This window comes from Pedobacter humicola, assembly GCF_056490705.1.
The window spans coordinates 168,294-192,468 of record NZ_JBWJIG010000007.1 but is presented as its reverse complement, the minus strand read 5'-3'; the positions used below and the strand labels follow the sequence as shown (position 1 = coordinate 192,468).

The 24,175-nt window shown below is 39.4% G+C and carries 23 protein-coding genes; 4 read left to right on the top strand and 19 right to left on the bottom strand.

Annotated features, from left to right (window positions below; translation table 11 throughout):
- Positions 1–72 precede the first annotated feature (72 nt).
- The 5 genes from AC04Q1_RS13435 to AC04Q1_RS13415 form a co-directional block, all read right to left on the bottom strand.
- Positions 73–471 (bottom strand): type II toxin-antitoxin system VapC family toxin, encoded by a 399-nt coding sequence (locus tag AC04Q1_RS13435; protein WP_478365109.1) that lies wholly within the window; start codon positions 469–471, stop codon positions 73–75.
- Positions 468–704 carry a type II toxin-antitoxin system Phd/YefM family antitoxin gene (locus tag AC04Q1_RS13430; RefSeq protein ID WP_478365108.1) on the bottom strand — a complete coding sequence of 79 codons (237 nt, stop codon included), beginning with the start codon at positions 702–704 and terminating at the stop codon, positions 468–470. Before AC04Q1_RS13430 ends, AC04Q1_RS13435 begins: the two co-directional genes overlap by 4 nt.
- A gap of 237 nt (positions 705–941) precedes the next feature.
- Positions 942–1,400: a deoxycytidylate deaminase gene (locus tag AC04Q1_RS13425; RefSeq protein ID WP_478365107.1), complete on the bottom strand. Its 459-nt coding sequence runs from the start codon at positions 1,398–1,400 to the stop codon at positions 942–944.
- A gap of 65 nt (positions 1,401–1,465) precedes the next feature.
- Positions 1,466–2,902: an MFS transporter gene (locus tag AC04Q1_RS13420; RefSeq protein ID WP_478365106.1), complete on the bottom strand. Its 1,437-nt coding sequence runs from the start codon at positions 2,900–2,902 to the stop codon at positions 1,466–1,468.
- Between the two features lie 163 nt (positions 2,903–3,065).
- Positions 3,066–4,298, bottom strand: a complete 1,233-nt coding sequence (locus AC04Q1_RS13415) for a thioredoxin family protein (RefSeq protein WP_478365105.1) — start codon at positions 4,296–4,298, stop codon at positions 3,066–3,068.
- A 335-nt stretch (positions 4,299–4,633) separates the two neighbouring features.
- Between AC04Q1_RS13415 and AC04Q1_RS13410 the strand changes: the two genes are divergently transcribed.
- On the top strand, positions 4,634–5,260 hold the full coding sequence (locus AC04Q1_RS13410; RefSeq protein WP_478365104.1) for a LysE family translocator: 627 nt from the start codon (positions 4,634–4,636) through the stop codon (positions 5,258–5,260).
- Positions 5,261–6,134: 874 nt separating this feature from the next.
- Here the strand turns inward: AC04Q1_RS13410 and AC04Q1_RS13405 are convergent.
- The 14 genes from AC04Q1_RS13405 to ubiE all read right to left on the bottom strand — a co-directional run bounded on the left by AC04Q1_RS13405 (position 6,135) and on the right by ubiE (position 20,301).
- Positions 6,135–8,036, bottom strand: coding sequence for an amidophosphoribosyltransferase (locus tag AC04Q1_RS13405; protein WP_478365103.1), 1,902 nt, complete (start codon positions 8,034–8,036; stop codon positions 6,135–6,137).
- Positions 8,037–8,302: 266 nt separating this feature from the next.
- Entirely contained in the window at positions 8,303–9,118 is an 816-nt protein-coding gene (gene murI, locus AC04Q1_RS13400; RefSeq protein WP_478365102.1) for a glutamate racemase, read from the bottom strand.
- Between the two features lie 232 nt (positions 9,119–9,350).
- A complete protein-coding gene (locus AC04Q1_RS13395) occupies positions 9,351–9,929 on the bottom strand; it encodes an OmpH/Skp family outer membrane protein (RefSeq protein WP_478365101.1) in 579 nt (192 codons plus the stop codon).
- Positions 9,930–9,990: 61 nt separating this feature from the next.
- On the bottom strand, positions 9,991–10,521 hold the full coding sequence (locus AC04Q1_RS13390; RefSeq protein WP_478365100.1) for an OmpH/Skp family outer membrane protein: 531 nt from the start codon (positions 10,519–10,521) through the stop codon (positions 9,991–9,993).
- A 99-nt stretch (positions 10,522–10,620) separates the two neighbouring features.
- Positions 10,621–13,164, bottom strand: coding sequence for an outer membrane protein assembly factor BamA (gene bamA, locus AC04Q1_RS13385; protein WP_478365099.1), 2,544 nt, complete (start codon positions 13,162–13,164; stop codon positions 10,621–10,623).
- 152 nt (positions 13,165–13,316) lie between these two features.
- Positions 13,317–14,057 carry an isoprenyl transferase gene (locus AC04Q1_RS13380; RefSeq protein WP_478365098.1) on the bottom strand — a complete coding sequence of 247 codons (741 nt, stop codon included), beginning with the start codon at positions 14,055–14,057 and terminating at the stop codon, positions 13,317–13,319.
- Between the two features lie 19 nt (positions 14,058–14,076).
- Complete coding sequence (gene porG, locus AC04Q1_RS13375) at positions 14,077–14,874, bottom strand: type IX secretion system protein PorG (protein WP_478365097.1); 798 nt, start codon at positions 14,872–14,874, stop codon at positions 14,077–14,079.
- 2 nt (positions 14,875–14,876) lie between these two features.
- Complete coding sequence (locus AC04Q1_RS13370) at positions 14,877–15,758, bottom strand: NAD kinase (protein WP_478365096.1); 882 nt, start codon at positions 15,756–15,758, stop codon at positions 14,877–14,879.
- 9 nt (positions 15,759–15,767) lie between these two features.
- Positions 15,768–16,430, bottom strand: coding sequence for a CBS domain-containing protein (locus AC04Q1_RS13365; protein WP_478365095.1), 663 nt, complete (start codon positions 16,428–16,430; stop codon positions 15,768–15,770).
- On the bottom strand, positions 16,430–17,194 hold the full coding sequence (locus AC04Q1_RS13360; RefSeq protein WP_478365094.1) for an alpha/beta fold hydrolase: 765 nt from the start codon (positions 17,192–17,194) through the stop codon (positions 16,430–16,432). The genes AC04Q1_RS13365 and AC04Q1_RS13360 overlap by 1 nt, the downstream gene beginning before the upstream one ends.
- A 183-nt stretch (positions 17,195–17,377) precedes the next feature.
- Positions 17,378–17,824 (bottom strand): GatB/YqeY domain-containing protein, encoded by a 447-nt coding sequence (locus tag AC04Q1_RS13355; RefSeq protein ID WP_478365093.1) that lies wholly within the window; start codon positions 17,822–17,824, stop codon positions 17,378–17,380.
- A gap of 98 nt (positions 17,825–17,922) precedes the next feature.
- The gene (locus tag AC04Q1_RS13350) at positions 17,923–18,684 is read right to left on the bottom strand and encodes an SDR family NAD(P)-dependent oxidoreductase (RefSeq protein ID WP_478365092.1); all 762 of its coding nucleotides are present in this window, start codon (positions 18,682–18,684) and stop codon (positions 17,923–17,925) included.
- Positions 18,685–18,775: 91 nt separating this feature from the next.
- Positions 18,776–19,573 carry a type IX secretion/gliding motility protein PorT/SprT gene (porT, locus tag AC04Q1_RS13345; protein WP_478365091.1) on the bottom strand — a complete coding sequence of 266 codons (798 nt, stop codon included), beginning with the start codon at positions 19,571–19,573 and terminating at the stop codon, positions 18,776–18,778.
- On the bottom strand, positions 19,570–20,301 hold the full coding sequence (gene ubiE / locus AC04Q1_RS13340; RefSeq protein ID WP_478365090.1) for a bifunctional demethylmenaquinone methyltransferase/2-methoxy-6-polyprenyl-1,4-benzoquinol methylase UbiE: 732 nt from the start codon (positions 20,299–20,301) through the stop codon (positions 19,570–19,572). Before ubiE ends, porT begins: the two co-directional genes overlap by 4 nt.
- Before the next feature lie 154 nt (positions 20,302–20,455).
- Here ubiE and yihA point away from each other — a divergent pair, with 154 nt between their 5' ends.
- From yihA to AC04Q1_RS13325, 3 genes are all read left to right on the top strand, one after another.
- Complete coding sequence (yihA, locus tag AC04Q1_RS13335) at positions 20,456–21,079, top strand: ribosome biogenesis GTP-binding protein YihA/YsxC (protein ID WP_116251379.1); 624 nt, start codon at positions 20,456–20,458, stop codon at positions 21,077–21,079.
- A gap of 221 nt (positions 21,080–21,300) precedes the next feature.
- On the top strand, positions 21,301–22,158 hold the full coding sequence (locus tag AC04Q1_RS13330; RefSeq protein ID WP_478365089.1) for a UbiA-like polyprenyltransferase: 858 nt from the start codon (positions 21,301–21,303) through the stop codon (positions 22,156–22,158).
- A 73-nt stretch (positions 22,159–22,231) separates the two neighbouring features.
- Complete coding sequence (locus AC04Q1_RS13325) at positions 22,232–23,938, top strand: M3 family oligoendopeptidase (protein ID WP_478365088.1); 1,707 nt, start codon at positions 22,232–22,234, stop codon at positions 23,936–23,938.
- Positions 23,939–24,175: the final 237 nt, after the last annotated feature.

Sequence of the window (24,175 nt, the reverse complement as noted above, 5' to 3'; positions counted from 1 at the left end):
GTGATTCGGCGTTTGATTAATCGATTTAACAATAAACGAATGACAAATAAACTAATGGATAATGAACAATAATTACCAAACAACCTTTAAACCTGCCGATTGATATTTATTAATGTCTTCATCTTTGCTGATTAAAGTTATATTTTTTTGAATGGCTTGCCATATTAACAATCTATCAAAAGGATCTCGATGCCAGGTGGCATTTAATTGATGATAATTAGCTACATCATCTGGTAAAAGAGGCAAAAGTTCGTAGCCAGCCTCGATTGCAAGTCCAGGTAAAGCATCCGGTACGATTCTTAAAATGTCAAGTTTATTCATCGAATGCTTTAAAGAAATTTCCCAAAAACTAATAGTACTTACAAGAATTGTGTTTTTCTTATTCTTTAAGATTTCTAAAGAGACATCCGAAAGCTTAGACGAATACATTAACGACCAAATTAGCACATGGGTATCTAACAGGTAAATCATAAGCCTAAAAATTCTTCTTCTGTAATTTTGAAATTATCTTTAAAAATAATTTCAGCTTTCCCATCCAGCAGACCTATTTTACGTTGATTATTGCTTTCTTCTAAATCAGGAACGAAGTAACCAATAACTTTTTTTTTCCTCCCATAAGTTACTGCAATACCAATACCCGCTTTAACATCTTCAAGTACTTCAGAAAAGTGAGCTTTAAATTCTCCAACCGACATTGTTTTCATAGCTAATAGTTTTATAATCAAATATAAACAAAACTTGTCAAGTTGTCAAGATGTAATTAGACGATGTATTTAGATGACTTTCAGTTAACCGATTAAGCCATATAACTAAAAGTCGGAAGCTCGGGGTCAGTACCCCTCCTCAGGCTTACGAAGTTTTGTCCCATACGACCTACTTCAAACTTCGTAAGGCACCGCGCGATTCACCAATGAACAAATAACAAGTGAACGAATGAACCTTTAAGATTCCATCAAAACCACCTCTACCCCAAATTTCCGTAAAAAATCTACGCCTTCATCGCTGGGCAAACCTTTATAGGCCGCATATGATTTGGAATAATACACCAGTTTAATTCCTGACGACAAGATCAGCCTGGCACAGGCAATACAGGGCGACAAAGTGGTGTATAGGGTACAACCTTCTATCTTCGAACCGTTTTTAGAGGCATACAGAATTGCATTTTCTTCTGCATGTAAGGCCAAAGAACAACTTCCCTTGCTATCGCGTGCACAGCCATGCTCCGGCCACTCCTCGTCGCAATTATGTGTCCCCGCCGGCGGACCGTTATAACCGATAGAGATAATCCGGGTATCTTTGGTTAATACCGCACCAACATGTGCACGCACGCAATGCGAACGGGCAGCCAGATCGGTGGCGAGGTTCATAAATATCGAATCGAAGGTGGGTTTGTTGGTCATGTATAAAATTAAAAAAGCCACAGCGAAAATGAATCGCTGTGGCTGCAAAAATACTTTATTAATAATTAATGTCCGCCAGAAATTTTCTGGTCGAAGTTAATTCCCTGTGATCTTAAGATGCCTGCAACTTTCCAGGCATAAAATGCCAGGTAAGCAAAACAGATAATACCTACCACATAGCTGTATTGGATACCAGTAAATTCTGATACCGCACCCTGAGCCCAGCTAATAATACCACCGCCCATAATCATCATAATTAAGAAACTACTGCCCTGACTGGTGTGCTTACCTAAACCGCTTACCGCTAAGGTGAAAATACATGGCCATAGGGTGCTACAGAACAAACCAACACTGGTAATGGCGTAAACACTCACCATGCCTTTTGTAAGCATGCCGATCAACAAAGCGGTAATACCTATTGCAGAAAAGATTAACAACATGCGTGCAGGATTACCCTTACTCGCCATATCGGCACCGATTAACACCAAAATAATCAAGCCGTATACATAAAATGGAGCAAGATCATGTTTGGCAATAGCATTTACAGCTAAGAAAATACCAAAGGCTAAGTATGGTGCAATAAAACGCAAAATCTTTTGTGTACTTACATTATCGGTAAAGGCTTCAACAGCACCGGTCCATCTACCAATCATCATACTTGCCCAGTATAAGGAGATGTAAGGAGCAATATCTTTAATGGCAAAACCCAAATCTTTCTCCATATAGGCTGGCAAGTTACTTGCTGTAGAAACCTCTACACCAACGTAAACGAAGATAGCAATCATACCCAGAACCAATTGCGGGAATTGCAAAGCAGAACCCTTAATCGATTTAGTATCTTCAACAACAGCTTCAACCAAAGCAGGTCTATCAGGCAATGACGACATTTTTAAGAAGACAGCAACGGCAATAAAGGCAACACCTAAAATCAGATAAGGAATTTTAACACTTTCGATACTGATATTCGTGCTTGCGTTGGCAGCTGAACCAAAAATGGCAAAACTTACAATAAGCGGCCCGATTGTTGTACCAAAGTTATTGATACCACCCGCAAGGGTTAAACGCTGTGAACCGGTTTTAATCGGACCCAAAGCAATCGCCAATGGATTGGCCACCGTTTGTTGTAATGAAAATCCCAGGGCCACGATAAATAAACCCGAAAGCATTAAAGGAAATGAGTGCAGGTTTGCGGCCGGGTAGAATAACAGAGTTCCAAGTGCAGAAATAACCAAACCTAGTGCCAACGAATTTTTGTAGCCCAATTTATTTACAATATCCTGCCCGATTAAAACAGAGATACCATTATAAATTAAAGCACCCACGGTATAGGCAATATAAAATGCCAATGAAACCAATTGGCTTTCAGCCTGTGATAAATCAAAAGCTTTTTTAAATACCGGTATTAAAATATCATTACTGGCGGCCACAAAGCCCCAGAAAAAGAATACCGTGACCAAAGGAATAAATTGCCCCCACTTGGTTTGTGTTTGTTCTGAACTCATTTTTAAATTTAGTTTTTAGTGGCTCTAAACATAAATAAAAAAAACAATAAACAATACATATAAACAAAATTAGTGTACACTGAACACTATGCCGCTGAAACAACAAAAACCGGACGTGTGTTCAGTTCGCCCGGTTTATAATTCTTTATTTTGTTTATCAGGTTTACCAGGTTTTTTCGCCCTTTTTCATCTTATCTAAAGTTGCCTGAAAATTGGCTTTTGCGTCATTGGATACTAAACTTATCGCCTTCTCTTCCCACTGAATGGCCTCTCCTGTTTTACCCGATTTGTGTAATAAATTGGCATAGGTATCTATATAGGAAGGAACCTCACTTTTTGTACCTTCTACACTTCGTTTGCTCCAGTTTAAAGCCTCTGCAACACAGGCCGGATCCTGGCAGTTTTGAAATACGGCAAATGCCAAATCATTTAAGGTATTAGTATCCACTTCATTTCCATATTTACGCATATAATTTAATGCAGCTGTCTGAAAGGCTGGCCAATCTTTCTTATAATACTGATACCATTGAATCCTAAACAGCGCAAAAGATTTAGATAAATCTACTGATGGGTATTTCAGCTTCATTTTCCTCTCCAATTCATCTACATTTATCTCTGCCCCACTGTTTGCCAAAGTATATACCTCGTCATTCATGATAACAGGATTTAACATACTGCTGGCTTTTCCCTTACCTAAAACCGCATCAACTTTAGCCGGATCTTTCATAATGATCTCAAAACCCTTACTCTTACTGCTTGTCATAGCGCTACCTAAAAATTCCAGGTTTTCTTTGGTATATAAATCTTTTTGGGTGGCCAAGTATTCTGCTGTTACCTTATCCTTAGTATCACGATCATTTGCTTCTTTGGCTGCATACGCAAGCGCCTTCAAAAATGCCGGATCCTTTTCTCCCGCCTGGTACTTTTTAACTAACGTGAAGTATTGTGTTTCAGGCTTTAGCCCCTTATTTGCCGCAGCAATAAATCCATCTGCCTCTTGGCTACCTAAAAATTGATGCACCAGCTCTCCATCAGGAGAAAATATTAAATAAGTAGGGTAGGCTTTAACCTTGTACTTTTCGGCGATACTTGCGGCATCAGCGTACCAGCCCTTTATTTCCTCATTATCCTTCGCGGTTTTATCCATCTGGACTTCAATGGTTACAAAGTTTTTATTAAAGAAATCGCCTACTTTTTGTTGCGGAAAGACCTCATTTTTCATCACTTTACAGGGGCCACACCAGGTGGTATAGCAATCTACAAACAGGTATTTGTTTTCCTTTTTAGCTTTTTCCTTAGCTTGTGCCCAGCTCAAACCCTGTTCAAAGCGGGTACCACCTTCCTGTGCAAAAACTGCGAAAGGTAACATTAGCATTAAAAAAAATAATCTTTTCATTGTTTCAGTCTATTATGGTTTATAAAAAAAAATAAATACCAAACAAAAAATGCGGTTCACGCTTTCTTTATAAGCTTAATAAGGTGGGATGATTAATTTTCAGATCTTAAATTATACCCAGGGATGTGGCATTACGAGATCTTATTTGATATAAAACCAATACTTGATTTGAGCATATTGGATAGTATAAATATAACAATTATATGGAAATTAAAAAAGAACCGTTAAAATTAATTCTATAAATCAACAATTGTCATTTAACAAAATAGATTACATTATTTCATATATGTTTAACTATAAAATTGCATATTCGCAATTCGTAAATACAAAAACGCATGTTTGAAGCCATTTTATTAGGTATAGGTGCAGGGATTATTTCGTCGTTTTTAACAGGGCCTGTATTTTTTGCAATGATCAAAACCAGCATAGAAAGGGGCTTCAAAGCTGGGTTTTCTTTAGCCGTCGGCGTGATTATCAGCGACATAGTCCTCATTGGCCTGGTTCTTTTTGGCAGTCAGTTTTTCGATTATAAAGCAGAATTTGATAAATATGTAGGCTCCATTGGCGGCCTATTTTTGTTAGCGGTGGGCATATACTACCTCGTTTCTAAAATCACCGTGCATTACGACAGCAGCACTTTGCAAAAAGTAAGTAAACGGGGTTACGTCATCAAAGGGTTTTTAATGTGTATCCTCACCCCTTCTACCCTCATGTTCTGGATTATCGTGAGCGGCATTATCTCCGTGAAGCTCAACAACATGCTTAACGAAAAATTAGTCTGCTTTTTTATCGCAATGGCCACCCAACTCAGCATCGATGGCGCAAAGAGTTTCTACTCCAGTAAACTCCGTTATAAAATCAAGGAAGATGCGCTTAAAAAACTGAATAAAATTGCAGGTGTGGTGATCATCTTTTTTGCCTTCTGGTTGATCATTAAAACTTATTTAAAGTTTTACGCATAGGTTTATCGCAGCAGTTGCAACAAAAATCACCCAGGAGATCAAGTTTTTTTAGCCATGGAGGGGCAGAATATCCTTAAGTTTTGTCATCCTGAGCGGAGTCGAAGGCTGATCAAAGATTTATCAAACAAATGTTCATCATGTAGCTTTGTTTACAATTCTCCAGCCCCTTGTTTACCTTCCCCTACCCTTTGTAGGTACCAAGTTAACCCCAGGTTAACCCTTTGCTTACCTATTCTCTACCTTTTCTTTACCTATTCTCTACCTATTGCTTACCTATTCTTTACCTATTGCTTACCTAAAGAGTAAAGCCAGGGGCTGGATTAGGCCTTTTCTGGGTAGTCCAGATCCGATGTTGCCCATAAGCAGGTATCAAGGGTATGATAATCAAAAGAAATGACAGGAGTTTTTTTAGCAGTGATAGGCTGCCATGAATCGTCATTGCGAGAAGGATTTTTCAGCCGACGAAGCAATCTTTCTTGCTAGGATCGCCAATAGAAAAGATTGCTTCGTTCCTCGCATCCGATAGCTATCGGATGACGACCGTTCTTTGGAATCTGTCAATAGTCGTGGAGTCGAGGGAGAGAACTAAAGTTTATCAAACACGATTTTTTTTTGAAAGCATTGGTAGTACTACTATTACCGTTAGTCCTGCCAATGCTTCAAGTCCTCACCCGATGCTAATTGAGTACCGATTCATCGGCAAAGCATCGGGTTTGCGGGCTTTCCGCGAATGTCAGGTTTAGATGGGGAAAAACAGTAGCATTAAATGAAGATGAAAATCTTGTTTGTGCCTGAGTGTCTTGGTGGTAAACAAAAATAGCCCATATCGACATGGGCTATTTGTTATTCAAGTCCCCTTCAGGGGATTTAGGGTTTAGTAAGCCCTTTGGTTATTTCCTTCTTTCCAGTTAACGAAAGCTTTATTCACCACTTTATTACCGCCCGGGGTTGGGTAATTTCCGGAGAAATACCAGTCGCCTTTGTTTTTCGGACAAGCTTCATGCAGGTTCTCCAAACTCTGGTAAATTACTTCCACCTCTGCAACAGTACCTTTAGGGGTAATAATCTGTGCAATTTTGGCCGAAATTTCTTCAGGGGTAAAGGGTTTATAAATTTCCTTAACATGGTTTACAATTTCCTCTTTTGGTAAAAGTAACGAAGCTTTACATTTGGTGTAAACATCTTCAATTACCTGCCACATGCCACGTTCGGTTAGCAACTGGATCGCTGCATCGAAAGCTACAAACTGGCCCATTCTGCTCATATCGATACCATAACAATCGGGGTAACGGATCTGAGGTGCAGAAGAAACAATAATAATTTTCTTAGGGTGCAAACGGTCTACAATTTTAATGATACTCTGCTTAAGTGTTGTACCACGAACGATAGAATCGTCTAAGGCCACTAAAGTATCCTGGTGGTTGTTGATGATGCCATAGGTCGTATCGTAAACGTGCGCCACCATTTCGCTCCTGTCAGCATCCTGGGTAATGAATGTTCTCAGTTTTACATCCTTAACCGCCAGTTTTTCAACCCTTGGTGCCAGCGATAACAGGTCATCTAACTGCTGATCGGTTAACTGTTCTTTTCGGTGTAGAAGGGTCTCTTTCTGGTGATTGCGCACATAACGCTGTACACCATCAACCATTCCAAAAAAGGCCACTTCTGCCGTGTTGGGAATAAAGGAGAATACCGTATTTTTTAAATCGTAATTAACGGCCTGAAGAATTTTATCGCTCAATAAACGGCCTAACTGTTTACGTTCGCGGTAAATCTCCACATCACTTCCTTTCGAGAAATAGATGCGCTCAAACGAACAGGAAAGTCTTTCGGTAGGCTCGCGGAACTGCTCCATGCTCACCTCGCCGTTTTTCTTGATGATTAAAGCATGACCTGGATCGATCTCTTTAACATCTTTGAACTGAATATTAAATGCGGTTTGTAGCGCTGGCCTTTCGGAAGCCGCTACAACGATCTCATCATCATAATAATAATAAGCCGGGCGGATACCTGCCGGATCGCGCATAATGAACGAATCGCCATTACCTACCATACCACAGATTGAGTAACCACCATCCCAGGTTTTGGCCGAACGGCGAAGGATGTTAGCAATATCCAAGTTATCAGATATTTTGTGTGTAATCGCCACATTGTCGTGCCCTTCTTTTTTGTACTGATCGAAAAGCTCCTGGTTTTCATCATCTAAAAAGTGACCGATTTTTTCCAATACCGTAACGGTATCTGCTTTTTCTTTTGGATGTTGACCTAACTCGTACAATTGCTCCAATAACTCATCAACATTGGTCATGTTGAAGTTACCTGCAATAACCAGGTTACGCGTCATCCAGTTGTTCTGCCTTAAAAAAGGGTGGCAATTTTCGATGCTGTTTTTACCATGCGTACCATAACGCAAATGGCCCATTAACACCTCGCCGATAAAGCTTACGTTGTTTTTGAGCCATTCTGTATCCTGCATTAATTCAGGAGTGTTTTCCTGGATATCGACAAATTTGTTCTGTACATATTCGAAGATATCAGCTACCGCATTAGATGCCATGCTCCGGTATCGGCTGATGTACCTACTGCCCGGTTTCATATCCAGTTTAATGGTGGCAATACCTGCGCCATCCTGGCCCCGGTTATGCTGTTTTTCCATTAAAAGGTATAATTTGTTAAGGCCGTAAAGTGCTGTACCGTACTTTTGCTGGTAGTAAGAAAGTGGTTTTAACAGGCGAATAAAAGCGATTCCGCATTCGTGTTTTATCTGATCACTCATTGTGTGGGTTTGAAGCCGCAAAGTTATCCTTTTAAACCATTACAACCTAAACAAAAATGCTTTCTTTTATTATGATGAGTTTAAACTGACAGATGTATCATAAGTGTGGCTTAATCTGGCTCTAACTCCAATCTCCCCATTTAAATCATTCGAATATACCTAAATGACCAGCTTAGATAGTGTAAAGTATACACACTCATTTAAAATACAGTTTACGGTTGGCAATTTGCAGTTGACCGTTAAGCGATTCAAACAGTTAACCGAATTCACATCTTCCCCGATTCCACTGCTTCGCCAAAAAATATTGATGCATGTTCATCAAAAGCCGCCGGATCGCCGCTGGTATAGAAATGTCTTTCGCCCTTTTTAGCTAGTTTTTGTTCGATCTCCGGATGTCTTGCCAAATAATCAACCAAACTCCAGGCAACAACCTCACCCTGCGTTAAAACGTTGATATGACCGGGAAATACCTTTTTAAGTTTAGGCATCAATAAGGGATAATGTGTACAGGCCAGTAACACACAATCGATATCTTTTGATTGACGCAATAACTGATCACAGTACTCCTTGATAAAAAAATCTGCTCCGGATTGTAAGTGTTCATTATTTTCGATCAGGGGCACCCACATCGGGCAGCTTTGCTGGTAAACTTTGATCTCAGGAAAAAATTTATTGATTTCTAAAAGATAAGATTGAGAATTGACAGTACCCCTGGTTCCCATTACGCCGACTTGTTTCGTGCTGGTATAGGCATCTATCACTTCAGCAGTAGGCCTGATCACCCCCAATACTCTCCTATCGGGATATTTAGCGGGAAGATCGATCTGCTGGATTGTACGGAGTGCTTTTGCCGAAGCCGTATTACAAGCCAGGATAACCAAATGGCATCCCTTTGAAAAAAGCCATTCCACACATTCTAAAGTATATTTATAAATGGTTTCGAAAGAATGATCACCATAAGGCGAACGGGCATTATCGCCCAAATAGATATAATTGTAACCGGGCAGTTTATCGGCAATAGAACGGAATACCGTTAAACCACCATAACCTGAATCGAAAATACCTATGGGTGATGATTGCATCGTACTGTAAAGTTGAAATGTTGTAGGTTGTAAAGTTAATTGAAATGTCGGAATATTTTGGAAAGGTAGATAGTTATCAGGTTGAAACATTTTATTGCGCCCTGAACAGAACTTCCAACCTTTAAACATTACAACTTCTTGCAAACAAAAAAGCGGAACTAAGTTAAACTTAATTCCGCCTTATATCTTGAACAGGTTAGGAGACTCTCGACTCCGAACTCATTACTCTTGACTATTTCTTAGGTGCAGCTGGTTTTGCGGCAGTTGCAGAAATGCCTAATTTAGTTTTCACCGAAGCAGTAATATCATCACCACCTTCCCAGAAAACTAAATTGTTGCCACCCTGACCGTTTGCGATATCGAAAACATAAGCCAAGCCTTTTTCTTTAGCTACAGCAGAAATTGCAGTTGCAACTTTAGCCTGGATTGGCTGGAACAATTCGCCTTGTTTAGTACCTATATCTTGTGAAGCTTTGGTACGGGCATCAGTGATACGTTTTTCTAAATCCTGTAATTCCTGACCAGCAACTTGTAATTCTTTTCCTACAGTTTCTTTGTTGGCTTCGCTCAAAGTTTTTTCTTTGGCCTGAGCTGCTGCCAGTTTTCCCTGATATTCTTTGATCATTGCATCAATATCAGCTTGTTTTTGTTTACCTAAGGTCTCTAAAGTTGTTTGAGCTGCTTTAGCCTCTGGTAAATTTGCAAATACCTCTTCAGAATTAATGTGACCCAATTTTTGTTGTGCACTTGCCATATTCGCTGTAAACAATAAACCTGCTGTTACAAAGAATACGTTAATTAACTTTCTCATCGTTCTATTTTACTTTTTTATTTTTTTCTAATTGTTTTTCTAAAAATCAGGGGCGAATATACTAATTATTTACAGTCCCTGGCTTGTAACCTAATTTTACAATTACATCATTACTAACATCGTAGCTGCTGCTTGCATAAATCATCATGGTAGCTTCACTGCTCTTGTCGAAAATAAAATCCAAGTACTTAGATTTTGCAATTTGTTTAATTGCTTCGGCCACTTTATCCTGAATGGGTTTAATTAATTTCGTTCTGCTCTGGAAAAGATCGCCATCGGGACCGAACTTCGACCGCTGAAATTCTTTGGCCTGTTTTTCCTTTTCGATGATTTCGTTTTCACGGCGCTTGCGCATATCATCGGTTAATAAAACCTGATCTGCCTGATACGCTTTGTACATCCTGTCGATTTCAGAAAAATTCTGATCAACCTGTTGCTGCCATTGTTTTGAGGCAACATCCAATTGACTGAGCGCGGATTTATATTCTGGCAAATGTTTCAAAATATACTCCGTGTCTACATAAGCAAACTTCTGTGCAAATGCACCAAAAGAAGTGCAAATCAGGAATGCGATAAAAAGATACTTCTTCATTTGTGTGTGTGTTAATGATAGTTTAATAACCTAAGCTTTCTTTAAACTCATCTTGCAATGATTTATTGCATAATTAGTTAAATTTTTGTTCTTTATCAATTAAAATCCACCTAATTGTTGTGCGATACTAAAAGTAAAGTTCTGCTTACCGCCATCTGCCACACCAGGGATGCGATCAAATGCATGTCCGTAATCGATACCCAATAAACCAAATATAGGTAAGAAGATACGTGCACCTACACCAACTGATCTTCTCACGTTAAAAGGATTGAAATCACCAAACCTGTTCCAGGTGTTACCAGCTTCAGCAAAGGCCAAAACAAAGGCTGTAGCCTGCTGACTTGCAATAACCGGATAACGTGCCTCTAGCACATATTTGGTATAAATCGGGCTACCAGACTGTTGTGCCACATTTGGATCAGAACCATTTGGAATAACGGTATTGTTTGCATAACCGCGCATCGCGATCAACTCAGAACCCTGTAAGAAATCGAATCCCTGCATACCGTCACCACCCAGTTTGAAACGTTCAAATGCAGATTGGCCTACAGCTTTGCTATACTGACCCAAGAAACCAAATTGTGCTTGTGCTTTAATAACTAAGTTACCGGCAACACGTTGGTACCATTGCGAATCGAATTTCCATTTATGGTATTCGGTAAAACGGTATTTTTCCTTATCAGATGCCGTTGCATAATTCACTTTGTTAAACAATGAATATGGCGGCGTTGCCTGAATGGTGAAACGTAAGAAAGATCCTGATTTAGGGAAGATTGGCGAATCCCTTGAATCGCGGCTAATCTCCTGTGATAAACTTAAGTTATATGAAGTACCCGTGCTAAATAAATATCCTGAATAGTTATTTAAGATATACTGTTGCAAGCTCACCGCATGGGTTAACTGGAAATAGTTATCCGGCCAGTTTAATCTTCTGCCCAAACTTACAGTTACACCGTTTAAACGTATTTTCTGAAATGTAGGATCACTGTTACTTAATCCATTGGATTGTAATGAAGTAAACGCACTCACCCCAAAACTTACCGGTTTCTCGCCACCAAACCAGGGTTGAGAGAACGAGAAACTGTATGATTGGTAGTATTTACCATTGGTTTGTCCACGTAAGCTTAATTTCTGGCCATCGCCTTTTGGTAACGGTTTGTAAGCTTTTAAGTTAAACAGGTTACGTAAAGAGAAGTTATTGAAGGTTAAACCTAATGTACCAATGATACGGCCACCACCGAAACCACCTGATAGCTCAATCTGATCTGAAGGTTTCTCTTCTACCGCATATTCGATATCTACTGTACCATCGGCCGGATTAGGGCGAGGTGTAGGAACCGTTTTAGATTCGTCGAAGTTACCCAATTGGCCAATTTCACGGATGGTACGGATTAAATCACTCTTGTTAAATTTCTGCCCCGGTTTGGTACGGATCTCACGCAACACAACCTTATCGTTGGTAATGGTATTTCCTTTTAAGGTAATGCGGTTGTTGGTGTACTGCGGTCCTTCATACATGCGCAATTCTACATCAACCGTATCGCCGTAAATTTTGGTCTGTACCGGATCGATGTTAAAAGTTAAGTATCCGTTATCGGTATACATGCTGTTAATGTCGCCACCGTTTTCGCCACCACCATTTAATTTTTTGTTTAATCTTTCCTCACTGAAAACATCACCTTTTTCGATGGTTAATACTTTCTGAAGAATACTATCGGGATAAATGGCATTACCTGCCCAGCTAATATTACCGAAGTAATATTTTTTTCCTTCATAAAGGTCCATCCTGATGTTTACCTTTTTCTTGTTGTATTGGTAAATGGTATCTTTTAATAATTCAGCATCACGGTAACCTTTTTCATGCATTTTAGCAATCATTTTTACCTTGTTCTCTTCGTATTTCTCTTTCGCAAATTTTCCGGAACCCCAAAAACGCCACCATGCAAACTGCTTAGGGCTTTTAAGGTATTTTCTGAGTTTAGCTGCTTTAAAATCTTTGTTTCCGGTAAAATCAATGTGCTGTACTTTAACACGGTGGCCTTTATTGATATTGGCTTCTAACACGACACTGTTTTCCGCATTTGGATCTTTACGTGTTTTGTAATCGATCTGCGTGAAAAAGAAACCTTTATCCAACAAATACTTTTTAACAATGGCCGAAGTGGTATTGTATAAGTTATCATTTACGATTTTACCCGTTTTATCATTCAACTTTTCCTGAATGGCTGTCTTTTCAGATTTACGGATACCTTTTAAATCGATAGAGCTTAAACGCGGACGTTCTACGACTTCAATTTCGAAATAAACCGAATCCTGAACAAACTTTTCGATATTAAGTTTAACATCATCAAACAATCCCTGTGCCCAAAGCGTTTTAATTGCATCAGAAGTGGCTTCCCCAGGAAGCACAATTTTGTCGCCTTTGGTTAATTTAGATAAGGTAATCAATACTTCTTTATCTAAATATTGGGTTCCTGTTACTGTGGTACCACCAATGATATATTCTTTTGGACTAAAATAATCGAGATCTAAGCCACCAACCTTTAAAGAAGGGGTTGCCGGTGCCTGACCTTGTGGACGTACTTGAGCGAAGGCCGGAGCGGCTAAAACTAGTAGAATTAAAACTTGAAATATTCTTTTCATTAAAATAATTTGTTCAGTAATGGCCACGAAGGTAACAATGTTTTATAAAGCAAAATTTTCTTTATTCTGTTTCCCTTATTATGGTTTCATTTATCGTATAAAAGTGGTGCTAAGTTAGTTTAAACGCTTGTTAAAAAGTGTTAAAAGAAAAATTAGTTTAATTGTTCACTAATTTTACCAAAACGGCGTTCGCGTTTTTGATAGTCTACAATAGCCTCAAAAAGATCTTCCCGTCTGAAATCCGGCCATAAAACATCGGTAAAATAAAACTCGGTATAAGCCATCTGCCAAAGCAGATAATTGCTGATCCGGTGTTCACCGCTTGTTCTGATCATCAGTTCAGGATCGGGTATATTTACGGTTGTTAGTTTTGATGAAAACAGATCCTCATCAATATCATCCAAAGAAATGGTATTGTCTTTTACAGCGGATGCAATTTTTTTCGCGGCCTCTAAAATCTCCCATTTTGCGCTATAACTTAACGCAAGGGTTAAGGTACATTTTTCGTTATGGGCCGTTTTAGCCATGGCTTCTTTCAGATCATCAATACATTCTTGAGGTAATGATGCAATGTTGCCAATCGCATTCAGCTTAATATTATTTTTATTAAGTGTTTCAGTTTCTTTGTTAATGGTCGAAATCAGTATCTGCATTAAAGCATCCACTTCCTCTTTCGGTCTGTTCCAGTTTTCAGTAGAAAAAGCATAGAGTGTTAAGTATTCGATACCCACTTCCACGCAACCCTCTACAATGTCTTTTACCGAAAGTACACCTTGTTCGTGACCGAAAACGCGCACTTTACCCTGGCCTTTCGCCCATCTTCCATTACCGTCCATGATTACAGCAATGTGCTTTGGCAGGCGGTTATAGTCTATTTGTTCTTTAAATCCCATTAATTATGTCAAAATCAGCTTAAAAGGAATAGCATTTTGAGGATACAAAGGTAAAAGATATGCCAACACTAACAAATAGATAAGTGTCCCTTTTTCGAAAATCACCTCTTTGTGTTCCTGGTTGTCCGATTTGATAACGTGAAGGATCAGATAAATTGACCTGATTTTGGCCATTTCCCACGAATACCGGGTTAACCGGATAGCGGCCGCTAACATCGTCGATATAATCAGTAAGTGGTGTCCGGTAACCTATTTCGCTAAAAACACTCCAGGTATCTTTGTAATTATACCTTAGCCCCACCCCATAAGGAATGGTTATAACAGCATTATTATACCCATTTTCCTGACCCTCAGTACCCAATCGATCTAACCGGTATCTTTCACCGTCAACTTTTACGGTTGGCTTAAAAATAACCAGGCCGGCCCCGGTAAACAAATAAGGAGTAAACTGTCGGTTACCGCCGCCAATATAGAAGTTAAAAAAATTAAAATCGATTAAGCCGCTAAATTCGTTCAGCATCGTTTTAAAGCGCAGGTTCCTTTCGCGGAACTGTTCATTGCCAGAATAAGAATCATCAGCCTTGACCTGACCATAAGTATAATTTAAGCGTACCCCCAGGTATTGATTAAAATTTCGTTTTACGTAAACACCACCAGATAAACCGCTTATCTGCAAAGGATTGTTCTGGTTGAGATCGCCCATATAACCTGCAACACCACCCATTAGGCCAAGCTCCCATGTACCTTCTTGCGCACTGACAACCTCGCTGCCAGTAATGAAGAAGAAAATGAGTAATAGGAGTTTTTTTGGCGTCATACTTAGTAGTTACGGGTATCGATGCCCCATAATAATTTATTCCTTAACGTGTTTAAGTACGTTTCATTGTTAAGGCGGATAAGATTTACACAGAAATCTGCTTTTTTTATACTGATTTTTACCGATCGCTCTACTGTTACCGTGCGGCTATCGCATGAAACCAGAAATTTCGATTCCCTGGCCTCTACCTCAAAAGAGAGTTTGTTGCTATCTGACACCACTACCGGCCTAACGTTCAAGTTATGCGGCGCAATAGGTGTAATGACAAAATTTTCAGAATCCGGATAGATAATCGGTCCACCGCAGCTTAACGAGTAAGCGGTTGAACCTGTTGGGGTGGCAATAATCAATCCATCGGCCCAATACGAATTGATAAACTCGTTGTTCATGGAGGCGTGGATAATCATCATGGCCGAATTATCGCGGCGGTGAATGGTAATGTCGTTTAGGGCAAAATTTTCTTCGCCAAATAAGCCGTTATCAGATTCTAAAATTAAAAGTGAACGGCTATCTAAAGTATATTCCTCATTAATTAAGGCATGTAACGCAGATCCGATTTCATTTTTATTGATACTGGCCAGGAAACCCAAACGGCCAAAATTGATCCCGATTACGGGTATGCCCGAATTGCGGATCAAGGATAGCGTATCTAACAAAGTCCCATCGCCACCCAGGCTTAACAATACATCGGCATGTTGCTTTAATTCGGCATGGTTATGAAAAATGATGGTATTGGCTGGCAGTTTTATTTTGCCATGGAGGGAAGTTTTAAACTTCGAATATAAAACAGGCTGGATATGGTGTTCGGCTAAATGATCAAAAACCTCCTGAACATAGGGCAAAACCGTATCATTAAAATCTCTCCCGTAAATTGCAATCCTCATAAAGTAGGTTTATACATTTAAATAGTTCATGAACGAATCGTAACGCTCCTGCGACCCATCATCAATCTGTGTGTTGTTGTATACTTCTTTTACCAGATAATCATATCTTTCGAAAGAAGCTACCAATGAAGTAATTTCTGTTTTATTTACTTTTAATGTGACCTCTAAGCGCGTAGAATCTTCGAAAGCGTTTACGTAAGAAGACAGGATCTGTGCGTTATCGGCCTCCACAATCTGGGCGATATGTGCCAGGGAATTATCACGGTTGCTAATTTCCAGAACGATAATTCCGCCGGGTTCGTTTACGGCATATTGCTCGGCTACTGCGTTTACCATATTATTGATGGTAATCGAACCAAGATAGTTTTTCTGTTGATCTAAAACCGGAACAACAGTAAGTTTGAGCTGGCCCAATAATCTGATTACATCATAAGTATGGGCATTACTGAGTACGAAAACATTCAACATGTTTATCGCAGCATTGCTCAAAAGGGTATCATGATCAGCAATGTTTAATAAATCATCTTCAGCAACCAAACCCAACAAAGTAACTTCGTTAACAACAGGCAAATGCTTTAGTTTAAAATCGTTCATACGATCTAAAGCCTTTTGCACCGTGTCACCGGTTTTTAATGATGGAATTGCATCCGATATGATTTCTGCCGCAAACATTATTTCAACAATATTCTATCTAAAAATTTCTCTAAATATGCATTAAATTCTTTCGGATGCTCCATCATAGGTGCATGTCCGCATTTATCAACCCAGTTTAATTCAGAATTTGGCAGCAATTGGTGAAATTCTTCTGCCACTTCCGGCGGGGTAACTTTATCATTCTTTCCCCAAATCAGGGAAACAGGGATGGTAATTTTCGACAATTCTTTGGCCATGTTGTGGCGGATTGCCGATTTCGCCATGGTTAAAATCCGGATTACCCTCGACCGGTCGTTAACCGTTTTAAACACGTCATCAACAAGCTCTTTGGTTGCCGTTGCCGGGTCGTAAAAAGTAAATTCAACCTTTTCTTTGATATAATCGTAACTCTCCCTGCGCGGGAATGAACCCCCAAAGGCATTTTCATATAAACCAGAACTGCCGGTTAGCACCAGGGCTTTAACAAACTCCTGGTGGGCAACGGTAAATACCAGCCCAACATGACCGCCAAGTGAATTGCCAACAAGCACCACCTGACTTAAATTTTTATATTTCAAGAAGCGGTTAAGGTATCTCGAAAGTGCCTTTACGCCTAATGTTAAGATAGGCAGGTCGTAAATGGGTAAAATAGGAATAATTACACGATAGCGATCTTTAAACTGTTCGATAACCAGTTCCCAGTTGCTTAGTTCGCCCATTAGGCCGTGCAGCAATACCAGTGTCTCGCCTGTTCCAGCTTCGATGTATTTAAATCCGTCTTCTTCTATTATCGGGTAAGTCATATATATTCTAGATGGTATTGTGCTACTAAGTTAGTAGAGTAAAATTAAATTTATGCATTTCTATGCCATTTTTCTGAAATAAAACCGAAAACGGTATAAAAACTTTATTTGTAATGCGTAGAGCGGTAAGCGGCTGGCAATAAATTGCCTTCAACCTTTCTACCCTCCTACTTTTTACCTCATTTAAGCCAGTTTTTCCTTAACAATCTCGGCAATTAATTTACCATCTGCTTTACCAGCCAGTTCTTTGTTTGCCATGCCCATTACCTTACCCATATCCTTAACCGATGTGGCGCCAGATTGTTTGATTACCGCCTCGATAATTACGGCAACCTCTGTCCTATCCAACTGTTTTGGTAAAAATTGATTGATTACTTCAATTTCTTCTTCCTCCACCTGATATAAATCTTCACGGTTTTGCTGTTTGTAAATATCAGCAGATTCACGTCGCTGTTTAATCAGTTTTTGAAGGATTTTAAGTTCGGTTTCTTCTGTAATTTCTTCAGTAGAACCTTTTTCGGTTTTAGCCAAAAGTAAGGCTGCTTTTATAGCCCTTAATCCCCTTAACTGGGCACTGTTTTTAGCCAGCATGGCTTTTTTAATTTCCTGATCTATTGTTGTAGATATCATTTTTAACCCCAAACCCCTAAAGGGGCTTTCCTTTCATTAGTTTAAAATAAAAATTACTTTGTTATTTCCCTCCCAATCTTATGTTCCCCTTCAGGGGGCTAGGGGGTTTTATTTATAATTGTCGCTGTAGCCTGTGCTGTTGGCATAATCAGCATATCGTTAATATTCACATGTTTTGGTCTGCTTACCACATACCAGATGGCATCGGCAATATCATCTGCAATTAAAGGTTCAAAGTTTTCGTATACCTTTTTTGCACGGTCTTCATCTCCTTTAAAACGTACTACCGAAAATTCAGTTTCTACCATCCCCGGATTAATTGCCGTAACTTTTATACCATGGGCAAGCAGGTCAATGCGCATACCTTTGGTTAAGGCATCAACAGCATGTTTACTTGCACAATATACGTTTCCATTTGGATAAACCTCTTTCCCGGCGATAGATCCGATATTAATGATGTGGCCAGACTGGTGCGGGATCATCCAGTTGGAAACAATTTTGGTTACATAAAGCAAACCCTTCACATTGGTATCGATCATGGTATCCCAATCGTTGGTATCGCCTTTATCGATCGGATCTAAACCCTGGCTTAAACCTGCATTATTAACCAATACATCAATCTTTTTCCACTCTGCAGATAAAACGTCTAAAGCGGCGGTAAGGCTTTCCTTATTGCGCACATCAGCCACAACCTGTTTAATGGTAATGGCATATTTATCCTCTAAATGATGGGCGATTTTAGCCAGGCGGTCTTCTCTGCGTGCTAATAAAACCAAATGATAACCTTGCTGGGCAAATGTATGTGCGCAAGCTTCGCCAATACCAGAAGTTGCACCTGTAATGAATGCTATTTTAGACATCTTTATGAATTTTAAGTTGCGATAAATCTTTAAGACGAAATCCTCTCGATTTACCTGCTCTTGCAAAGGTAAGTTTTTTTGGTTTGCAGGACTATTGAAAAATTAAACTGAATGTTAATTGACGTAATTTCAACTTATCAATTGGATTGGCATAGGCGGTATCGTCATGCTGAAGCAGATCGTTTGTAGAATACGACAGCTTAATTTCAGGCGACATTTTAAAATATTCGAAGTAGATATCGAAGCCGATACCCGTTTCGTAAGACAGGTAATTCCTCCGGTTTTTTAACAGTTTATTAACGGCTGTTTCCCCTTCATCGAAGGTTTTCTTTTTCGAGGCAATGTCTATCGAATATTTTGCACCTCCTAACCAATACACCCGAAGATCTTTAAAGCGATCAGATTTTACTTTTAGCCCCAATGGAAATTCGAACATGGTAGCCTGAACTTTTCGTTCCACTACCGATTGAAAGTTTTTAGTTTGCCCATTACCTACATTAATTGGGGCCATGGGCTCGTACTCGTAGGTTACTGATCTGTCGCTAAAAATAAGGGAAGGCGTTGCCCTGATATCAAAGTTATCCGAAATCATCCTGTTCATTACAAAGCCCAATCCAAAACCCTGTGAAGGTGTACTGGAAATGGAATTTAGTTTTGAAGTAACGGGAACACCCGAATTGGGGTCGTAAGAAACACCAAAAGAATTTGGCACTTCATAAAAGGGTGATCGCCAATTGGCCTTTTTTAATATTTTGTATTCGGCGGATATATATTGAAAATTGAAACCAAAACTCCAGTCTTCATCATCAATGCCACCACCCCAGTTTTGAGCAAAGGCAGTTGTAGAAACAGTGAAAAGTGAAAGGATGAGGCTTAATCTTCTGATCATTTGGTTCCTATATATATCGAACTTATTCCAAACGTTAAAATTCTTTGTTTGGTACTTTTAAAGCCAACTTTTTCCATCAGATTGGTAAAATCTTCTCCATCGGGAAAAGCTGCTACCGACTCTGGCAGATAGGTATAAGCCCTGTGGTCTTTAGAAAATAGTTTCCCAAAGAAAGGGGTTACCTGCTTAAAATAAAAGCTGTACAATTGTTTAACCGGAAAAACTTTAGGTTTCGAAAACTCGAGTACCACCATTTTGCCATCAGGCTTTAATACCCTGAACATATCTTTTAATCCTTTTTCAAGATTTTCGAAATTACGCACACCATATGCGCAGGTTATGGCATCAAAGGTATTATCCTCAAAGTGTAATCCTTCCGAATCGCCCACCTGAACCGTAAAAACTTCGTTTAAGCTACGTTCGTTGATTTTCTTTTTAGCAACGTCCAACATACCTTCAGAAATATCTACACCGATCACCTTTTCGGGACGAAGTTTTTTAATGGCTTCAAAAGCAAAATCGCCGGTGCCTGTAGCTACATCAAGCAGAGTTCTTGGATGGATGGAAACCAGCTCCTTGATCGCTTTCTTGCGCCATAGTACATCAATGCCTAAAGAAAGGAAATGATTTAAAAAATCGTAAGTGCCAGAAATGTTGTTAAACATGGTTGCAACCTGCTCTTTTTTAGTTGCGTCGTCTACTTGGTATGGGGTGATATTCTGATTCATGATATGCGGCAAAGATAGAGAAAAGAGTTTGCAGTTGGGAGTTTAGAGTTTGCAGTTTAGCGATTGCCTTAAACTTTACGAATTGCTGACGACAGTAGTTTTTCTACTCCTCACTCCAAACCCTCAACTCAAAACTAATTGTTACCTTTGTACCATGATTATCAAAACGGCAACATTTGTTTGCAGCAACACCCAGATTTCGGCCCTACCGGTACCAACGATGCCCGAATATGCATTTATCGGCCGCTCTAATGTGGGTAAATCTTCACTGATCAACATGTTGGTTAATCAGCATGGATTGGCCAAAACCTCTCAACGCCCTGGTAAAACCCAGTTGATCAATCACTTTCTGATAAACGAAAAGTGGTATATTGTCGATTTACCGGGTTATGGTTATGCAAAGGTTTCGAAAACCAGCAGGGAGAAATGGGAGAAATTTATCCGTGCCTATATTACCAAAAGAGAAAGCTTACAGTGCGTGTTTGTTTTAATAGATAGCCGTTTAGAACCGCAGGGAATTGATATCGAATTTTGCTATTGGTTGGGTGAAAAACAGATTCCTTTTTCCTTGATCTTTACCAAAGCCGATAAACAGGGCATGACTACTACCCAGAAAAATGTAGCTGCCTTTAAGAAAAAATTAGGTGAGTTTTTTGAAGAGATTCCCGCAACCTTTATTTCATCTGCAGAAAAAGGAACGGGTAAAGATGAGGTGCTAAACTTTATCTATGAGGTGAATAAAGATTTTGTTGTACCAACAGATTATAAGAAATTTTAGATAGTTCATTAGTCATTGGCTCAATAGCCGAACAGCATATGGCTAATTGTGGGATAGATCAAAGCAGATAGCATGATGCGGATTGAATTTAACTTAGGATCTTTAGTATAACCAATAACATGATGTATTTATGCACCAAGTCTAGGAACCATTTAACGATAAACCATCAACTAAACAATTAACCAGTTAACCGATTTATACAGTTAACCCATTTCCAATAAATGAAAAAATACTTTTCACTCGTATTATTCGCCCACTCTGTTTTCGCATTGCCATTCGCCATGATTGGTTTCTTTTTGGGTGTAACCACAACCGAAAATCCTTTCTCGTGGTATAAACTGATTTTGGTTTTGCTCTGCATGGTTTTTGCCCGTAACTCGGCAATGGCCTTTAACCGTTATCTCGACAGAAATATCGACGCCAAAAACCCACGCACAAAAATGCGCGATATCCCTGCTGGTAAAGTTTCGGCAAATGAAGCGCTGATTTTCGTAATCGCCAATTGCGTACTTTTTGCCATTACTACTTATTTTATTAATCCGCTATGTTTCTATCTGTCGCCAATAGCTTTATTTGTGGTTTTATTTTATAGTTACACCAAACGCTTTACGGCGCTTTGCCATTTGGTATTGGGCCTGGGCTTATCCCTTGCCCCTATTGGCGCTTACATTGCCGTAACCGGACATTTTGCCCTCGTTCCTGTTTTGTATTCTTTAACTGTATTGTTCTGGGTAAGTGGATTTGATATTATTTATGCCTTACAGGATGAAGAATTCGACCGCGAAGAAAAATTACATTCTATCCCATCTGCTCTTGGCATTAAAAATGCTTTAAATGTATCAGTGCTGTTGCATGTACTATCGGCTACATGCGTAATATTGCCGGTGTTTTTTACATCCTTTAGCTGGGTATATTACGTAGGTATTGTGTTTTTCTGTTCGATGTTGATTTATCAGCACTTACTGGTAAAACCAAATGATATCAGTAAAGTAAACCGGGCCTTTCAAACCTTAAACGGTTATGCATCGGTAGTATTTGCTGCATGCTTTTTAATAGACGCATATTTGAGGCATAAATAAAATGAGTAAAGGTCGAATGATTGAGTTTCGATTGACTGAATGAAAATCATACCCTAATTCAATAATTAAATATATGATTATAACGAAAAAACCCAGAACATACATCCCTCAGGAATTAACCATTACCTGGGAAAGCTTAGCACCACTTTTCACCGAATTGCAAAACCGTGAAATCAATAGCGCAGCTGAATTAGCGCAATGGTTAAAAGACCGTTCTGAGCTGGAGGCTGCTTTAGAAGAAGATTTCGCCTGGAGATATATTAAAATGAGTTGCGATACGGCCAATGAAGAGTTGGTTAAAAACTTCCAATATTTCGCTACAGAAATTGAACCTAAGATTTCACCACTGGCCAACGAATTGAACAAGAAATTTGTCGAAAGCCCTTTTATGGAGGATCTGGACAAAGAAAAGTATTTCGTATACAGCCGCGCGATTAAAAAAGCTTTAGAGCTGTACCGCGACGAAAACATCGAGCTGTTTACCGAGTTACAGGTGAAACAACAGAAATACCAAAGCACTACCGGTGCCATGAGTGTGGAGCTAAATGGTCAGGAATATACCTTAGAGCAAGCTTCGGTTTTTATAAAAGATTTAAACCGTGAGGTGCGCGAAAATGCCTGGAAAACCATTCAACAGCGCCGTTTGGTGGATAAGGATGATTTAAACATCCTTTTTGATGAACTTATTAAACTGCGCACACAGGTTGCCTTAAACGCTGGTTTTGAGAACTACCGTGATTATATGTTCCAGGCTTTGGGCCGTTTCGATTATACTCCGCAGGATTGTTACGATTTTGCCAATGCCATCGAGAAAGAAATTGTACCGATTTTAAAAGAACAGGCCGAAAAACGCCGCGAAGCTTTAGGTCTGGAAGTCCTAAAACCCTGGGATTTAGAAGTAAGTGTAAGTGGTAAACCCGCTTTAAAACCTTTTAACAATGGTGAAGAACTGATTGATAAAAGCATTGCCTGTTTTAATGCCATTGACGAAAAACTTGGCGAAAAATTGGCTACCATGAAAGCCAATAATCTTTTCGATGTAGAAAGCAGAAAAGGTAAGGCACCTGGTGGTTATAACTATCCTTTAGCCGAAACCGGAGCACCGTTTATATTTATGAACTCGGCAAACTCGTTACGCGATTTAACCACAATGGTTCATGAAGGCGGACATGCGGTGCATACTTTTTTAACCGCAGATTTAGAGCTAAACGACTTTAAACATTGTCCATCTGAAGTTGCTGAACTGGCTTCAATGAGCATGGAGTTAATCTCTATGGACAACTGGGATGTTTATTTCGACAATGCAGAAGATTTAAACCGCGCTAAAAAGGAGCAGCTGGCTGATGTTTTAAAAACGTTGCCATGGGTTGCCGTGATTGATCAGTTTCAACACTGGATTTACACCAATCCTAACCATACCGCTGCCGATAGAGAAGAAACCTTTAAACAGATCTTTAACCGTTTTGGTGCAGGCTTTGCCGACTGGACAGATTTAGAACAACAATTTGGAAACGGATGGCAGAAACAACTGCATTTATTTGAGGTTCCTTTTTATTATATCGAATATGCAATAGCGCAGTTAGGTGCCATCGCCGTTTGGAAAAATTATAAAGAAAACCCTGAAAAGGCTTTAGAACAATACCTGGCTGCACTTGCATTAGGTTATACCAAACCGATGAACGAGATATATGAAACCGCAGGGATCAAATTTGATTTCAGTGCAGAATATGTAAAAGAGCTGGCGAGTTTTGTGAAGGCTGAACTGGAAAAGTTAGGTTAGGTAGAAGGTTCGAAGGTGGAGGGTATTTCCTCCCAACAGCAATAAATTAAGGTCGTGGTATTTTGCCACGACTTTTTTGTTTATTGTTTTTTTGCCACGCCTGCCTTGCCATTCAGGCAGGGAAACACGGATGTTGTAAATACGTTTCGACTCAGCTCATGCCAAACCCTAAGCCCATTTCTAAACGATTATCATTACAAAAGATGCTGAACTACTTGCAATACCAATAAACTAATG

Excerpts from the sequence above, each read along its gene's own strand:
- AC04Q1_RS13435 (WP_478365109.1), bottom strand. The coding sequence starts at position 471 with ATGATTTACCTGTTAGATACCCATGTGCTAATTTGGTCGTTAATGTAT.
- AC04Q1_RS13430 (WP_478365108.1), bottom strand. The coding sequence starts at position 704 with ATGAAAACAATGTCGGTTGGAGAATTTAAAGCTCACTTTTCTGAAGTA.
- AC04Q1_RS13425 (WP_478365107.1), bottom strand. The coding sequence starts at position 1,400 with ATGACCAACAAACCCACCTTCGATTCGATATTTATGAACCTCGCCACC.
- AC04Q1_RS13420 (WP_478365106.1), bottom strand. The coding sequence starts at position 2,902 with ATGAGTTCAGAACAAACACAAACCAAGTGGGGGCAATTTATTCCTTTG.
- AC04Q1_RS13415 (WP_478365105.1), bottom strand. The coding sequence starts at position 4,298 with ATGAAAAGATTATTTTTTTTAATGCTAATGTTACCTTTCGCAGTTTTT.
- AC04Q1_RS13410 (WP_478365104.1), top strand. The coding sequence starts at position 4,634 with ATGTTTGAAGCCATTTTATTAGGTATAGGTGCAGGGATTATTTCGTCG.
- AC04Q1_RS13405 (WP_478365103.1), bottom strand. The coding sequence starts at position 8,036 with ATGAGTGATCAGATAAAACACGAATGCGGAATCGCTTTTATTCGCCTG.
- murI (WP_478365102.1), bottom strand. The coding sequence starts at position 9,118 with ATGCAATCATCACCCATAGGTATTTTCGATTCAGGTTATGGTGGTTTA.
- AC04Q1_RS13395 (WP_478365101.1), bottom strand. The coding sequence starts at position 9,929 with ATGAGAAAGTTAATTAACGTATTCTTTGTAACAGCAGGTTTATTGTTT.
- AC04Q1_RS13390 (WP_478365100.1), bottom strand. The coding sequence starts at position 10,521 with ATGAAGAAGTATCTTTTTATCGCATTCCTGATTTGCACTTCTTTTGGT.
- bamA (WP_478365099.1), bottom strand. The coding sequence starts at position 13,164 with ATGAAAAGAATATTTCAAGTTTTAATTCTACTAGTTTTAGCCGCTCCG.
- AC04Q1_RS13380 (WP_478365098.1), bottom strand. The coding sequence starts at position 14,057 with ATGGGATTTAAAGAACAAATAGACTATAACCGCCTGCCAAAGCACATT.
- porG (WP_478365097.1), bottom strand. The coding sequence starts at position 14,874 with ATGACGCCAAAAAAACTCCTATTACTCATTTTCTTCTTCATTACTGGC.
- AC04Q1_RS13370 (WP_478365096.1), bottom strand. The coding sequence starts at position 15,758 with ATGAGGATTGCAATTTACGGGAGAGATTTTAATGATACGGTTTTGCCC.
- AC04Q1_RS13365 (WP_478365095.1), bottom strand. The coding sequence starts at position 16,430 with ATGTTTGCGGCAGAAATCATATCGGATGCAATTCCATCATTAAAAACC.
- AC04Q1_RS13360 (WP_478365094.1), bottom strand. The coding sequence starts at position 17,194 with ATGACTTACCCGATAATAGAAGAAGACGGATTTAAATACATCGAAGCT.
- AC04Q1_RS13355 (WP_478365093.1), bottom strand. The coding sequence starts at position 17,824 with ATGATATCTACAACAATAGATCAGGAAATTAAAAAAGCCATGCTGGCT.
- AC04Q1_RS13350 (WP_478365092.1), bottom strand. The coding sequence starts at position 18,684 with ATGTCTAAAATAGCATTCATTACAGGTGCAACTTCTGGTATTGGCGAA.
- porT (WP_478365091.1), bottom strand. The coding sequence starts at position 19,573 with ATGATCAGAAGATTAAGCCTCATCCTTTCACTTTTCACTGTTTCTACA.
- ubiE (WP_478365090.1), bottom strand. The coding sequence starts at position 20,301 with ATGAATCAGAATATCACCCCATACCAAGTAGACGACGCAACTAAAAAA.
- yihA (WP_116251379.1), top strand. The coding sequence starts at position 20,456 with ATGATTATCAAAACGGCAACATTTGTTTGCAGCAACACCCAGATTTCG.
- AC04Q1_RS13330 (WP_478365089.1), top strand. The coding sequence starts at position 21,301 with ATGAAAAAATACTTTTCACTCGTATTATTCGCCCACTCTGTTTTCGCA.
- AC04Q1_RS13325 (WP_478365088.1), top strand. The coding sequence starts at position 22,232 with ATGATTATAACGAAAAAACCCAGAACATACATCCCTCAGGAATTAACC.